Below are 13709 nucleotides of genomic sequence, written 5' to 3'. Positions count from 1 at the left end.
GCTACGGTTCCCCCATCGACGACGTGTAGCTCAGTCAGGAGAGCGTCCGGCTCATAACCGGGAGGTCGCGGGGGCAGGGCCCGCCACGTCGACGGCCCCGCCAGGGGCGGCGGTACGTAGCTCAATCAGGAGAGCGCCCGGCTTGAGTCCGGGAGGGAGCGGGGGCGGGACCCGCCGTACCGGCCGGCCGACGCGCGCTCCCGACCGCGCGCGTCGGCCCACACGGTGTGTAGCTCAGCCAGCAGAGCGCCCGGCTCTCAACCGGGAGGGCGTGGGGGCGGAACCCACCGCACCGGCATGGACGACACCACCCCCGTACACGCGAACCCCGGGTACCCGGCGAGCCGCCTGCTCAAGGAGCTGGCCACCGCCGCGGCCCACGACGACCCCGCCGTGCGCAGGGCCGCCGAGCGGCGCGCCGCCACCTGGCGCCGGGTCGCGGCGGGCATGGCCTCCGGGCTGCTGTCCGTCGGCTCGCGCACGCCGGTCAGGGGCCTGCCCGCCTGGGTCACCCCCGAGGTCGCGCACGGGGGGTTCGCCACCGGTGAGGCCGCCGCCGGAGGGCCGCTGCGCCCGCACGAGCTGGACCTCGTCCGCCGGCACGGCCTGCGGGAGGACCGCGCCGCCCTGTACGCCCACCACCTCACCGAGGCGGGCCTGGAGCACCTGGGCGCGCTGCTGGACAGTGGCGGCTACGCCGTGGACCAGCCCGAGCAGGCGGCCCTGCTCACCGTGGTGTGGCTGCTGCGCGCGGGCGACACCGCCGCCGCGCTGCGGCTGCTGGCAGAGCTGGACCCCTTCGCCGCGACCCTGTGCCTCACCCCGCGCCCGGCCCCCGTGCGGGACCTGCCGCCGGGCGCGGTGTTCCGCTACTCCGTCCGCGAGGTGCGCGACACCCTGGCCGCGGTGGCCGCCCGGGGCTCCGGGGCGCCCGGCGTCCAGCAGGAGGCGCTGGCGGTGTGGAACCCGTTCGCCGACCGGGTCCTGGCCCACTGGCTGGAGACCGCCGCGGACGGCGGGACCGGGGTGGACGCGCACCGCCCCGACGGGTGGGCCGCGCGCGGCGCCGCCCTGCTCGACGAGTACGGGCGGCTGGCCGCCGAGCACACGCTGTGCACCAAGCACCGCAGGCCCAAGGAGAACCTCGCGATCCTGCTGGCCGCCCTGCGCGAGGCCGTGGACCCGGCCGGGTCCGGCGTGCTCGGGGCACGGCGGCGCGGCCTGCTGCGGTGCGCCGTGGCCGCGATGACCGCCAAGCGCGGCGTCCCCGGTTCCGCCGGGCACGCCGAACTGCGCGCCCGGCAGGCCGGCCAGGCGGCGCTGCCCACCTACGACGTGCTGGCCGCGCTGCTCGCCGAGCGCCTGTCCGCCCTGCCGGAGAACTCCGGGGTGCCCGACCCGGACGCCGCCCTGGCCCCCGTCTCCGCCGCGGAGGCACGGGACTCCGGCGCCGCCGCAGGTTCCGCGATCCCGGGGCCGCTGCGCGCCCGGGTGGAGAAGGCCGTCATCGCCCCGCCGGAGGACCTGGTGGAGCTGGGCGTGGTCCCCTCGGCCGAGGTGCTGGCCGCCCTGGTGCCCGCCCTGGCAGCCGAGGCGCAGTCGGCGGCGGTCGGCGACCCGGCGGCGGCCCGGCTGGTCGCCGCGAACCACGAGGCGTTCGCGCGGCGGCGGTCCCTGCTGCTGCTCCACCTGGCCTCCCAGGTGCGGCAGGGGGAGCTGCCCTGGGTGCGGGAACTGGAGCGCCACCACGGGTCCGCCGAGGTGCGCCGGGAGGCCGCCCGCAGCGTGATCGTCCGGGTGGGCGACACCGCGCTGACCTGCTTCCCCGGGACCATCACGCCGAACCCGCTGGTGAGCGAGCTGAACGGGCTGGCCCGCACCGCCGAGGGGCGGGTGCCGCCGTCGCAGGTGGACTTCCCGTTCGTGGAGGAGCTGGCCTCGGACATCTTCATGGGCACCTTCTCGGCCAAGTTCACCCGGGCCGCCCGGCGGGCCGCCGAGGTGGTCGAGGGGACCCTGTACGCCCGGTACTACGGGATCGACTGCGCCCGGGTGTTCGCACTGGAGGAGAAGCGCTCCGGCGGAGAGCAGACCTTCGCCGGGCTGTGCCGGGAGCGCGCCGGGGACCCGCCCCGGACGGTGCCGGGCAACGGCACGGTGATCGAGCAGGCGCAGATCCTCACCACCCACAACCTGGCGGCGCTGGTCGCGGCCGGGTCCCGGCCGCGGGACGGCTGGGAGGCGGCGGCACGGCGGGCGCACCGGACGACGGTGCGGCTGCTGGGCGCGCTGCCCCGGGTCTATGACGCGCTCGCGCACGTCAAGAACGCGGCGTTCGCCTGGCGGCAGACCGTGTTCCTGCTGTCCCGGTGCACGCCGCGGGAGCAGCGCGCGGTGCTGGCCTGGATGGAGGAGGCCGACCCGCCCTACCACGTGCGCGAGCGGCTGGCCCCGGCACTGGCCGGGCTGCGCGCGGCGGTGGAGGGGCACACCCTCCCGGCCCGCGGCGACGGGGAGGCCCGGCGCTTCCTGGGGTGGACGGTGGGGCGGCACTGGATGCTGGACATCGCCCCCGAGGCGCTCCTCCGGAACCGCCACCGCTTCTGAGGACCGGGCCGGGGGCGCCGTCCGCTCCCTTCGGGGGCGGGCGGGAACGGCGCGCGGTCCCCGGCGCGATAGGGGGATGTGGGGGGCGCCCTCCGCGTGGCAGTGTGGACGGGACCGGGCGCTCCCCCGCGCCCGCCCCCGCGAACGGAGGAACCCCATGCTCCCCGCGTCCGCCCCCTCCCCCTCCCCTGCCCTCCCGGCCCCAGCCCCGGCCGTCCCGCGCCCCTCGCCCCTGTCCCTGGTGTGGTCGGCCCTGGTCACCCTGGTCGTCCTGCCGGGCCTCATGGCCCCCGCCCCGGCCGCGGCCGAGACCGTGGCCGCCGCCGAACCCGCCGGGTGGATGGGCTCCCTGCCCGACGGCACGGGCCTGGCGGAGCTGTCCATCCCCGGCACCCACGACAGCGGTGCCTGGCGCGGCACGGTGTGGTCGCGCACCCAGGACCTGACCATCGCCGAGCAGCTCGACGCCGGCGTGCGCTTCCTGGACGTGCGCACCCGCCACTACCGGGACTCCTTCCCCATCCACCACGGCGCCGAGTACCTGCACCTGAACTTCACCGACGTGGTCGTGGCGATCGACGCGTTCCTGGACCGCAACCCCACCGAGACGGTGCTGATCCGGATGAAGAAGGAGCACACCGAGGAGGAGAACACCCGCAGCTACCAGGAGACACTGGACCACTACATCGAGGAGGACCCCGGCACCCGGGGGATCCTGGGCGAGCGCCTGTGGCGGCCGCCGGCGCAGGGCGGGGCGTACGTGCCGGACCTGGGCGAGGTGCGCGGGCGGATCGTCATCGTGCAGGACTTCGCGGCCTCGCGCGACTACGGGATCGGGTGGAACGGCCCGGCGACGGACATCCAGGACGCCTACCAGGTGCCCACCCTGTTCGACATCCCGGCCAAGTGGGACAAGGTGCGCGCGCACCTGGAGAAGGCGGCGGCGGGGTCGCCCGGGACGCTGTACGTCAACCACCTGAGCGGGAGCGGCGCCCCGTTCGCGAATCCGCGCGAGGTGGCCTGGGGCTTCCTGGGATCGCGGGGGGTCAACACCTACGCGGTCGCCCACCTGCGGCAGGCGCCCCTGGAACGGACCGGGATCGTGGTGATGGACTTCCCCGACCGGGAGCTGATCGACCTGGTCCTGGCCCGCAACACGGGGTGAGCCCGGGGGCGCGCCCCCCGGGGGCCCGGCCCGCCGGGGCCGACCGCCGTCCGCCCTAGGGCACGGCCGGCACCGGCGGGACCGGTGGGATCCGGGGCCCGGGCGGGGCGTCCGTCCACACCGTCCCGCTCCGGACCTCCGGGTCCCGAATGACACCTTACGGAATACGAGGGAGTGAACGTGAACGCTTTTGGAAAACCCGTGGGGCATGAGGGGCTGCTGTGGCCCTTGTCTCGCACTGTCCGTTATCGACGGTGACGGTCCCGGCACTTCCCGACACGACTCCTTCGGCGGCTCCGAAGACACCACCGAGGGTTTGAAAATCAAACCCTCTCGGTTAGGGTGACCGCACAGGCCGCGCAACAAGGGAGTCGCCATGACCACCGCCGTCATCGTGGACGCCGTCCGCACCCCGATCGCCAAGGGCAGGCCGGGGGGCGCGTACGCCGACGTCCACCCCGTGGACCTGCACGCGCACGTCCTGCGCGCGCTGGTGGAGCGCACCGGGATCGACCCCGCCCGGATCGACGACGTCATCGGCGGCGCCGTCGGCCAGGTCGGCGAGCAGTCGGGGAACACCGCGCGGTGGGCCGCCCTGGCCGCCGGGTTCCCCGAATCGGTCCCCGCCGTGACCGTCGACCGCCAGTGCGGGTCGAGCCAGCAGGCCCTGCACTTCGCCGCCCAGGGCGTCATCGCCGGCGCCTACGACCTCGCCATCGCCTCCGGTGTGGAGTCCATGAGCCGCGTGCCCATCGGCTCGCAGTCCCTGGGCCGCGACTTCACCGGCCCCGGCGTCGGGGAGCGCTACCCCGAGGGCCTGGTCCCCCAGGGGGTGAGCGCCGAACTCATCGCGCAGCGCTGGGGCCTGGACCGCGGGCTCCTGGACGAGTTCTCCGCGACCTCGCACCGGCGGGCCGCCGACGCCTGGGCGCAGGGCCGGTTCGACGCCGAGGTGAGCCCCGTCAACGGCCTGCGCACCGACGAGAGCGTCCGCCCGGACACCACCCCGGAGATCCTCGCCGGGCTGCGCACCGCCTTCGAGGACGACCACTGGAAGCGGCGTTTCCCCGGCCTGGAGTGGAGGATCACCGCGGGCAACAGCTCCCCCATCAACGACGGCGCGGCCGCCGTGCTCGTGGCGGGCGAGGAGGCGGCCCGCCGCCTGGGCCTGCGGCCCCGCGCCCGCGTCCACTCCTTCGCGGTCGTGGGCGACGACCCGCTGTACATGCTCACCGGGATCATCCCGGCCACGGAGAAGGTGCTCGCCCGGGCCGGACTGCGCCTGGACGACATCGACGCCTTCGAGGTCAACGAGGCCTTCGCCCCGGTGGTGCTCGCCTGGCAGAAGGAGACCGGAGCCGACCCCGCGAAGGTCAACGTCAACGGCGGCGCCACCGCCATCGGCCACCCGCTGGGCGCCTCCGGCGCCCGGCTGACCGCCACACTGCTCAACGTGCTGGAGCAGACGGGCGGCCGCTACGGGCTCCAGGTGATGTGCGAGGCGGGCGGCCTCGCCAACGCCACGGTCTTCGAGCGCCTCTGAGTCCCGGAAGGACCGGGCCCGCCGCCGCGAACGCCCGGCGGGCCGCCGGGGGTGCGGGCGGCCCGGCCCGGGTGCGGGTCAGCGGCGGTCGAGGACGACGACGGGGGTGTGCGGGCGGCGGGCGGAGAAGGCGTCGATGTCGCCCCAGCCCCGGTAGTCGTCGAACCGGCGCCAGAGGCGTTCGCGCTCCTCGCCCGCCGCCTCGCGGCCGACCACGCCGAACGTGCCGTCGACGGTGTCGACCTCGGCACTCGGGTGCGCCCGGAGGTTGAGCCACCAGGCCGGGTCGGCCTCGGCCCAGCCGTTCATCGCGAGCGTGACGTAGGAGTCCCCGTCCAGGTGGTAGCCGAGGATCACGGCGCGCTCGCGGCCGGTGCGGCGGCCCTGGACGCGCAGCCGCAGCATTCCCATCCGGTCGCCCGGCCGGGGGCGCGACAGCCCCCGGCCGGTGGTGCGGAAGAGCAGCCGGTGGCCGGTCCAGACACTGCGGACGAACCAGCGCGGCGGCGGGGCGGGGGTCTTCTCACGATCCGTCATCGTCACCCTCCTCGGGTCGTCTACGGCGTAGACCTACGCCGTAGACCTACAGAGTAGACCGACGCCTGCACACGGTCAACGGATGGGTGCCTAAGACCTACCGCTCTCCTGTGCCACTGAGGGTCGGCGAGGCGCCCGGCGGGGTTCTGGAGGCCCCGGAGGAGCGGTCCGAGGAACGAGGACTGCGACGGAGGGGCCGAAGGTTCCCGCCCTCAGGGGGTGCCGAGCACGAACCAAAGCGCAGCGGAGGTTCAAAAAACACGGCCTAGACTGGGGCGGGTGACGACGCGACGATCGAGGACGGCCCCGGCGGGGCTCACCAGGGAGGGCATCGTCGGCGTCGCGATCCGCGTCGCCGACGCCGACGGCCCGGCGGCGGTCAGCATGCGGCGGATCGCGCAGGAGCTCGGGGTCGACCCGATGTCCCTGTACCGCCACATCGGCGCCAAGGACGGCCTGCTCGACCTCATGACCGACACCGTCGTCGCCGGGATCGAACGGGTCGGACCGGGGGCGACCTGGGTGGAGACCGCCCGCGAGCAGATGCTGGCCGCGCGCCGCACGATGCTCCGCCACCCCTGGACCGCCGAGGTCATCAAGGCCCGGCCCGAGCCGACCCCGGCCGCCCTGCGCTACGTCGACACCGTCCTGGGCATCCTGCGCGGCGGGGGCCTGAGCCTGGAGCTGACGCACCACGCCCTGCACGCCCTGGGCAGCCGCATCCTGGGGTTCAGCCAGGACCTGTTCGACGACGGCGCCGCCGACACCCCGCCCGAGGTCGCCGCCGCCCAGGCCGCGGCGCTGGCGCCGGAGATGCCCTGGGTGGCGGAGATGATCACCGGGTCCGCCCACGAGGGCGCCCTGGGCGGCTGCGACGACGACGCGGAGTTCGTGTTCTCGCTCGACCTCATCCTCGAGGGCCTGGAACGCCGCCGCGCCGCCGGACGGTAGGTCTCCCTCCCCGCGACGCGGCCCGGACCGCGAGGGCCGGAAGAGCACCCCGGCCGCGGCCCCCCGCGGCCACGGCCGGGCGTCCGCTCACGGGGGGCGCCTCAGGAGAAGGACACCGAGACCGTACCGAGGGCGTCGAAGCGCGCCTCGACGCGGTGGCCCGCCGTGACGAAGGGGGCGGTGGTGATGGATCCGGACAGGACCACCTGCCCGGGTTCCAGGGCGGCCCCGATACCGGCCAGGCCGTCGGCCAGCCAGGCCACGGCCTCGGCGGGATGGCCGAGCACGGCCTTCCCCTCGCCCCGGGCGACGCTCTCGCCGTCGATGTACAGCTCGGCGGTGAGCGCGGCGAGGTCGGGCACCTCGGACAGGGGGGTCCAGGGGCCGTGCACCAGGGCGCCGGCGCTGGCGTTGTCGGCGACGGTGTCGACGAGGGTGATCTCCCAGTCCCGGACGCGGCTGTCCGCGATCTCCAGCGCGGGGGCGACCGCGTCGGTTGCGGCCAGCACGTCCGCGGCGGTCACCCCCGGGCCCCGCAGGCCCCGGGCGAGGCGGAAGCAGATCTCCGGCTCCGCCCGCGGGGCGCAGTACCGGGAGGCGTCCACGGTCGCGCCGTCCTCGACGACCATGTCGTCGAGCAGGTGGCCGAAGTCGGGTTCGTCGACGCCCAGCAGTTCCTGGATCGCGCGGGAGGTCAGGCCCACCTTGTAGCCGACCGTGCGGGCGCCCTCCCCGAGCCGGGCGGCGATGTTGCGCAGCTGGATGTCGTAGGCGTCGGCGACGTCCAGGCCGGGGTGGGTCCGGCTCGGGGGCTCCACCGGGCGGACGGAGAGGTCCGCCTCGCGCAGCGCCCGGGCGGCCTCGCGCCGTGTCTTCTCGTCCAGGGTCACTCGGTCTCCTTCTCCGCGACGCGGGCACGGCCGGTCTCGCGGCCCCGGAGGGGCGTCCCCCGCCCCGGGGCTCCTCGGCCGGGTCGCCTCACCGTACCGTGGCGGCCGTTCCGCCCGGAACGCCCTGCCCGCCGGGGTTCCGGGCTGTCAGCGGGCCGGGTCATGTCGCGGACGCGGGGCCGCCGGACCGGCCGGCCGACAAGTGGTCGGCGGCCGCGAGGTGGAGGAGGCGGCGTAGGGTGAGCTCCCGGGACGCGTCCAGCCCGAGGCGGTTGCACGCCAGGTGGGCGCAGTGGTCCAGGACCCGCCGTGCCCGCGCGGGGTCGCCGAGGCCGTCGACGGCCGCCGCGACCGACCACGCCCACGTGCCCAGGGTGCCCGCCGGGCGGCCGCGCGCCGCCGCGGCGAGGTCCCGCGTCCTGGCCAGGGTGTCCAGGAGCGCGTCGCGCCGCCGGTGGTACAGGTCGGCCGGGGCCGCGGCGGGTTCGGGGACCCCGCGCGGCGGGGAGACCGGTGCGGATGGGGCGCCACCCGACGACGACGCCGTCCACCAGGCCAGCGCCAGCAGGGCGAAGGCCGTCGCGGCGCGCCGCCCGCCCTGCGGGTCGGCGCCGATGACTTCCCGCGCCACCGCGCTGCACCGGACGAAGTGGTCCTCGACGGCGTGCAGGGCGGCGCCCGTGCCGTACTTGCCGGTCTCCGGCCGGTAGGGGATCTCGGCGAGGGAGTTGTTCGGCCGTCGGCGGCGTTCGTACCCGGCCGCCTCCTCGGCCGCCGCGAAGGCCGGCGCGTACCGTTCGTACTCGGCCTGTCCCACCAGGGAGGGCGCCGGACGCCGGGCCAGGAACGCCTCCGCCGCTCCGGTGACGATGCGCCGGGCGTCGCCGGTCCGGCGCGGTCCGGGCAGGACACGGATCCGCACGTGCGGCCCGGCCTCCCAGTGCCGGAGGAAGAACAGGCCCTCGGCCGCCTCCTCGGCGGCCAGCCGGGCCGTGATGTCGCCGACGAGGTCGCCGGCCACCGCGTCCAGGTCCCCGTCGTAGAAGACGTGGACGCCCAGCCACGAACGGGGCTCCGGGGCCGGTGCCGGACTCCCCCCGCCTGCGCGGTGCGGTCGTGTCACGGCCGTCCGTCCCCGCTCACGCCCAGGACGAGTTCCGCGACGTGCGGGTCCGGTCCGGACCCCGGCGCCAGGGGGTCGGGGAGCGCCTCGGTGAACACGACCTCCCCCGCGTCCGGCCGCTGGAGCACGCCGACCAGGCCCTGGACCAGGAACCAGCTCCCGAAGTCGAGGTACATCGGCTTGCGCCACTTCGTCGACGCCGGCCTCGGCCCCTCCTCGGAGGTCCGCCACAGCGTGAGGAAGCACCGTTGCGGGAGCCGCTCCGTTCGGCGCCACTCCTCCAGCCGGAGGAGGTACCGCCCGCTCCGCTCCCCCGGACGGATCACGGGGACCTCGGACACCGGGAAGCGCCGGGCGCCCCGGACGAGGGTGAGCCCTCCCGCGGTCAGCCGCGGCCGGTCGCGGCGCAGGCCGGCCGCGGCCGTGACGGGCGGAGCCGGTGCGGGTGTGAGCACCTCACCGGAGAGGATCGACAGCAGGTGGGAGAAGGGGTACTGCCACAGGGACACCATCATGCCGGTGTGGACCACCCGCACGGGCCGCCGGAGGCGGCGCGACCACAGGGCCAGCAGCCCGGTCTCCTCCTCGACGCGCACCACCAGGTCGTCGACCGCCAGGGTCGTGTCGCGGTCGCCCGGCACTCGCATCGGGGCGTCGCCGAGCGTGTAGGGCAGCACCTGCCGGTGGTCGTTGAGCGACAGGCCGAACCGGTCGCTGAAACAGGCGTAGACCGGACCTCCCGGGAGGTCCGGGAAGCGAGGGGGCCCCTGGAGCCGGCCAGGGCCGGTGAGGTGGTCGATCCGGGCCCGTACGGCCCCGAACCCGGGCATGACCGTGTTGACCACGACGGCCGGCCCGGGCCCGTCGCCGGGCACGACCTGGACGGCGGCGTCGAGGGAGCGCACCGGCGGGACCCACGCGGGAAAACCCGCCGCGGCGGTGCGCAGCCGCTCCGTTCCGACCACGACCGGTTCCGGCCAGGCCGGGGCGCCCGTGGGCGCGGGCACCGGGCCCGAGACCGGGTAGGGGGCGATGGCGGCGGTGGCCGCATCGCACACGCCCGCCAGCCGGCGCACGGATTCCCACGCGCTCTCCCGGGCCGACATGGCGGTGGGCGACGCCAGCCACGCGTTCAGCTCCCGGTAGATGTCGCCGGTGGCCTTCCGGGCCTTCTGCAGCTCCCGGTAGAAGCGGACCAGCGGCATCGTCCCGCGCGCCGCGACGGCCTCGCCCAGCAGCTCGGTCAGCACGAGCCGGGCGGGCAGCCACAGCGCGAAGGGCGCCAGCCACCGCCGCAGCGCGTCGAGGTCGTCCAGGACCGGTTCCCAGGCGGGGACCGAGCAGGACGCCAGCGGTCCAGGGGTCACGGCGCTGTCCCGCAGGCCGTTGATCGTCCTGGTGGCGAGGTACGCCCCCAGCGGGTCGGAGGCCGGTGCGTGGGCGGCGAGCCCCCGCACCTGTCCGATCACCCGCCGCCGGTGCTCCCGGTAGGGCTCGACCCGGTCCGGCGGCACCCGCGTCGAGAGGGTCCGGTCCAGTTCCCGCAGGTCGTCGGCGAGTGCTCCGGCTCCGGGGTCGGCCGGGCGGCGGTCGTCCAGCCACGCCGCGCAGTCGCCGAGCATCGTCTCGAACCGGGACACGGGGACGACGCGGACGAGCAGCCCGGCCTTGAGGAGGTGGTCGATGAAGGCGTCCACCTGCTCGGCCGGTTCGGCGTCACCGCCGCACAGGCGCCGGCGCAGCTCCCGGCGGGGCAGTCCGGCCGCCTCGGCCCCGAGCAGTGCGACGACGTCGAGCACCGCCGGGCGGGCGGGGATCGAGCAGGGGGCCTGGGAGGCCGTGGGGCCGATGTAGCCGATCGTCCCGCCGTCCCGCCCGGCGGTCGGGTTGAGCCTGAGCACCGCCTCATCGCGGAGACCGGGCCGCGAGGCGGCCAGCTCCGCGATCCTCTCCCTGAGCCCGTGCTCGGCCAGCTCGTGGACGCCGAGGGCCTGCCGGGGGTGGACCGCCACCGCGGGGCCGTCGGCCGCCCATTCGACCGGCCCGCTGGTCAGGAAGGCGCTCAGCGGACTCGTCTTGGCCGCGGCCCGGGCCACGTAGCGGGCGAGTGTGGACACGGTGCGCGGCCGGGGCGAGCGCGCCGGATCCCCGAGCCACTTGTCGAGCTCCGCGGCGAGCGCGGGGCTGGAGACGTCCAGGCCGATCCGGAACGCCGGGTCGGCGGCGGTCCCGACCAGCAGGTCCCGGCGTTCGGCCGCCTCGGCGTCGAGGACGCGCTCCAGCGACGCCTCGGCCGACCGGAGGCCGTCCAGGTCCGCCAGCCAGCGCCGGATGTCGCGGGCCGGCCCGGCAGGCAACCGGTCGGCGAGGTCGGGCGCCCATTCCTTGGCCGTGGGCCGGCGTCCCCGGTACAGCGCCCGGCGGAGCCCGACGAGCCGCGGCCGCAGGGGCTCCCGCTCGGGCAGGGCGCCGATGACCGGGTGCAGGGCGTCCGCCGCGGACCGGCCCCGCTCGGCCACGGCGGACCGCCGCGCGAGGATCTCGTCGACGGCCCGGCCGGTGGAGGGGAAACGGAGGGTGTCCAGGACCCCGCTGGGCAGCCCGGCCCGGCGGAACACCGCCGGGCCGGGCCGCACCGGATCCGTCACGGCCGCTGCGGCATCACCGTGCGTGTACATCGTCGGTGGAGGCTCCACCCTGCAACCTTCCTTTCCGCAGCGACACGGGACCGATCGATCAGAGGGGCCTGTCCGGCGCGGCACTGCCGCCGCCGCAGCCACCGCCGCCACTGCCGCAGCTGCCTCCGCAGGTGCAGCTCGCGTAGCAGTTGCAGGTGATGTAGGCGCGCGAGGCGTCGTACTCGGTCATGCCGTGGCCGGCTGCGAGCGACTCGCCCACGGTGCCGTCGGCCACGAGGTCGAACACGTCGACGGGGAGATCGTCGATGTCGAACCGTGCCGCGTTCCGCTGGGTCGCCATGGTTCCTCCTTTCCTTGCCAAGCCCGCGGTCGGGCTTGCTGCAAGGAAGGATCCCCAGGCCGCCGGTCCCGGTCAATCGTGTTCAACCAGGTGACGGGCGGGCAGCACGAAGCCTCCCCGCGCCGGTGGAACGGCGGCGGGGAGGCCGTGCGGGCAGGGTAGCGGGCGCTACGGAGTGAGCCGCGTCGCGACCAGCTCGGCGTAGAGCGCGTCTCCGGCCGCGAGCTCCTCGTGGTCTCCGGTCGCGCGCGCGGCGCCGCCGTCCAGGACGACGATCCGGTCGGCGAGCCGGACGGTGGACGAGCGGTGCGCCACGACGACCACCGTCGCCGTACCGGCGATGTCGCGGATCGACTCCAGCAGCGCCGCCTCGTTCTCCGCGTCCAGGTGCGAGGTCGCCTCGTCGAGCAGCAGCAGTCTGGGTTTGCGCAGCAGGGCCCGGGCGATCGCCACCCGCTGCCGCTCCCCGCCGGACAGCGTGCTCCCCCGGTGCCCGACGACGGTGTCCAGCCCCTCGGGGAGCCCCGCCACGAGGTCGGTGAGCCGGGCCCGTCCGAGGACCTCGCGGATCTCGGCCTCGCCCGCGTTCGGGGCGCCGAGCAGGAGGTTGTCGCGCAGCGTGCCCGCGAGGACCGGGCTGTCCTGCTCCACATAGCCGATCGCGTGCCGCAGCTCGGCGACCGGCCAGTCGCGCACGTCGCGGCCGCCGAGGAGGATCTCCCCGGCGGAGTGGTCGTAGAAGCGTTCGATCAGGTCGAGCACGGTGGACTTGCCGGCTCCGGAGCGGCCGACGATCGCCGTCACCGCGCCGGCCGGCGCGGTGAACGACAGGGCCCGTAGCACCTCCTCCCCGGGCCGGTAGGCGAAGCGGACGGACGCGAACCGCACGTCCAGCGGTGCCCCGCCGCGGACCGTGCCGGGCGCGGGGTGGACCGGTTCCGCCGGGTACTCCAGCACCTCGCCCATCCGGGTCACGCTCGCGATCCCGACCCGGTACGCGGCGACCGCGCCGACCAGGTTCTGCATCGGCATGACGAGGTAGAAGACGTAGAGCAGGAACGCGACCAGGGCGCCGACCGTCAGCTGCTCGGTCGCGACCCGGGCCCCGCCCACCGCGAGCACGGCCACGAACGCCAGCTGGAACGTCATGCCGGTGGCCCTCGCGGCGACGGTGCTCCAGGCCGAGGTCCGGACCGCCTCCGTGCACGCCAGCCCGACGGCGGCGTGGAGGTGGGCCTCCTCGGCGGCCTCGGCGCCGTTCGCCCGGATCGTGCGGATCGCGCCGATCGCGCGTTCGATCGCCGCGGCCATGGCGCCGACCGCCTCCTGTGCGGCCAGGCTCGACCGCTGGACACGCGGTGACAGCACGTGCATGATCACCCCCGCCGCGACCGAGACGGCCAGTGTGACGGCCAGCAGGACCGGATCGAGGTAGGCCATCAGCGTGATCGCCACGGCGATCACGGGCAGGTTGGTGCCGACTCCGGCCAGCACCTCGACGGCGAGCATGTGCAGTGCCGCGGCGTCGGTGGTCAGGCGGGCCAGCAGGTCGCCGGGCTGGAGCCGGTCGACGGTGCGCGCGTCCACGCGCAGCAGCCGGGACAGCAGGGACCGCCGGGCGTCCCGCACCAGGGTGATCGCGATCCGGTCCAGCAGGAACCAGCCGAAGGCGCCCGCCACGGCCCCGCCGGCCAGGAGGCCGACGGTCATCAGTACCGGGGCGGTCACGTCTCCGCCGTCGGCCACCCGGTCGATGAGCCGTCGGGTCAGCAGCGGCAGCACCAGTCCGCCGGCGGAGGCCGCCAGGGAGAGCAGGATGCCGACGGCCGCCCCGCCGCGGTAGGGGCGCAGTCGGCCCAGGACGGCCCGCCAGGCGGGTCGCGGGGCGGCGCCGGTGGACGTCGTCACGTGGGC

At 75.9% G+C, this 13709-nt stretch carries 10 protein-coding genes and 3 tRNA genes; 7 read left to right on the top strand and 6 right to left on the bottom strand.

Annotation, left to right across the window (positions count from 1 at the left end):
* Nucleotides 1-19: 19 nt before the first annotated feature.
* From KGD84_RS13220 to KGD84_RS13195, 6 genes are all read left to right on the top strand, one after another.
* A tRNA-Met gene (locus KGD84_RS13220) sits at nt 20-92 on the top strand.
* An 18-nt stretch (nt 93-110) separates the two neighbouring features.
* A tRNA-Ser gene (locus KGD84_RS13215) sits at nt 111-183 on the top strand.
* Nucleotides 184-223: 40 nt separating this feature from the next.
* A tRNA-Glu gene (locus tag KGD84_RS13210) sits at nt 224-296 on the top strand.
* A 1-nt stretch (nt 297) separates the two neighbouring features.
* On the top strand, nt 298-2607 hold the full coding sequence (locus KGD84_RS13205; RefSeq protein ID WP_220560617.1) for a transcriptional regulator: 2310 nt from the start codon (nt 298-300) through the stop codon (nt 2605-2607).
* Between the two features lie 157 nt (nt 2608-2764).
* On the top strand, nt 2765-3772 hold the full coding sequence (locus tag KGD84_RS13200) for a phosphatidylinositol-specific phospholipase C (RefSeq protein ID WP_220560616.1): 1008 nt from the start codon (nt 2765-2767) through the stop codon (nt 3770-3772).
* A gap of 376 nt (nt 3773-4148) precedes the next feature.
* Nucleotides 4149-5315 (top strand): thiolase family protein, encoded by a 1167-nt coding sequence (locus KGD84_RS13195; protein ID WP_220560614.1) that lies wholly within the window; start codon nt 4149-4151, stop codon nt 5313-5315.
* A gap of 78 nt (nt 5316-5393) precedes the next feature.
* Here KGD84_RS13195 and KGD84_RS13190 read toward each other — a convergent pair whose 3' ends face one another.
* On the bottom strand, nt 5394-5852 hold the full coding sequence (locus KGD84_RS13190; RefSeq protein WP_220560612.1) for a nitroreductase/quinone reductase family protein: 459 nt from the start codon (nt 5850-5852) through the stop codon (nt 5394-5396).
* A gap of 279 nt (nt 5853-6131) precedes the next feature.
* Between KGD84_RS13190 and KGD84_RS13185 the strand changes: the two genes are divergently transcribed.
* The gene (locus tag KGD84_RS13185) at nt 6132-6803 is read left to right on the top strand and encodes a TetR/AcrR family transcriptional regulator (protein ID WP_220560610.1); all 672 of its coding nucleotides are present in this window, start codon (nt 6132-6134) and stop codon (nt 6801-6803) included.
* A 101-nt stretch (nt 6804-6904) separates the two neighbouring features.
* On the opposite strand, the gene KGD84_RS13180 is transcribed toward KGD84_RS13185, so the two are convergent.
* The 5 genes from KGD84_RS13180 to KGD84_RS13160 form a co-directional block, all read right to left on the bottom strand.
* Entirely contained in the window at nt 6905-7693 is a 789-nt protein-coding gene (locus KGD84_RS13180) for a 2-keto-4-pentenoate hydratase (protein WP_255646510.1), read from the bottom strand.
* Nucleotides 7694-7853: 160 nt separating this feature from the next.
* A complete protein-coding gene (locus tag KGD84_RS13175; RefSeq protein ID WP_220560609.1) occupies nt 7854-8816 on the bottom strand; it encodes a lantibiotic dehydratase C-terminal domain-containing protein in 963 nt (320 codons plus the stop codon).
* Nucleotides 8813-11512 carry a lantibiotic dehydratase family protein gene (locus tag KGD84_RS13170; RefSeq protein WP_220560608.1) on the bottom strand — a complete coding sequence of 900 codons (2700 nt, stop codon included), beginning with the start codon at nt 11510-11512 and terminating at the stop codon, nt 8813-8815. The genes KGD84_RS13175 and KGD84_RS13170 overlap by 4 nt, the downstream gene beginning before the upstream one ends.
* A gap of 40 nt (nt 11513-11552) precedes the next feature.
* On the bottom strand, nt 11553-11795 hold the full coding sequence (locus KGD84_RS13165) for a thiomuracin/GE37468 family thiazolyl RiPP peptide (protein WP_220560607.1): 243 nt from the start codon (nt 11793-11795) through the stop codon (nt 11553-11555).
* A gap of 168 nt (nt 11796-11963) precedes the next feature.
* Entirely contained in the window at nt 11964-13703 is a 1740-nt protein-coding gene (locus KGD84_RS13160) for an ABC transporter ATP-binding protein (RefSeq protein WP_255646509.1), read from the bottom strand.
* Nucleotides 13704-13709: the final 6 nt, after the last annotated feature.

Source organism: Nocardiopsis changdeensis (assembly GCF_018316655.1).
Lineage (GTDB): Bacteria > Actinomycetota > Actinomycetes > Streptosporangiales > Streptosporangiaceae > Nocardiopsis > Nocardiopsis changdeensis.
This window is presented reverse-complemented; position numbering and strand designations above follow the sequence as displayed.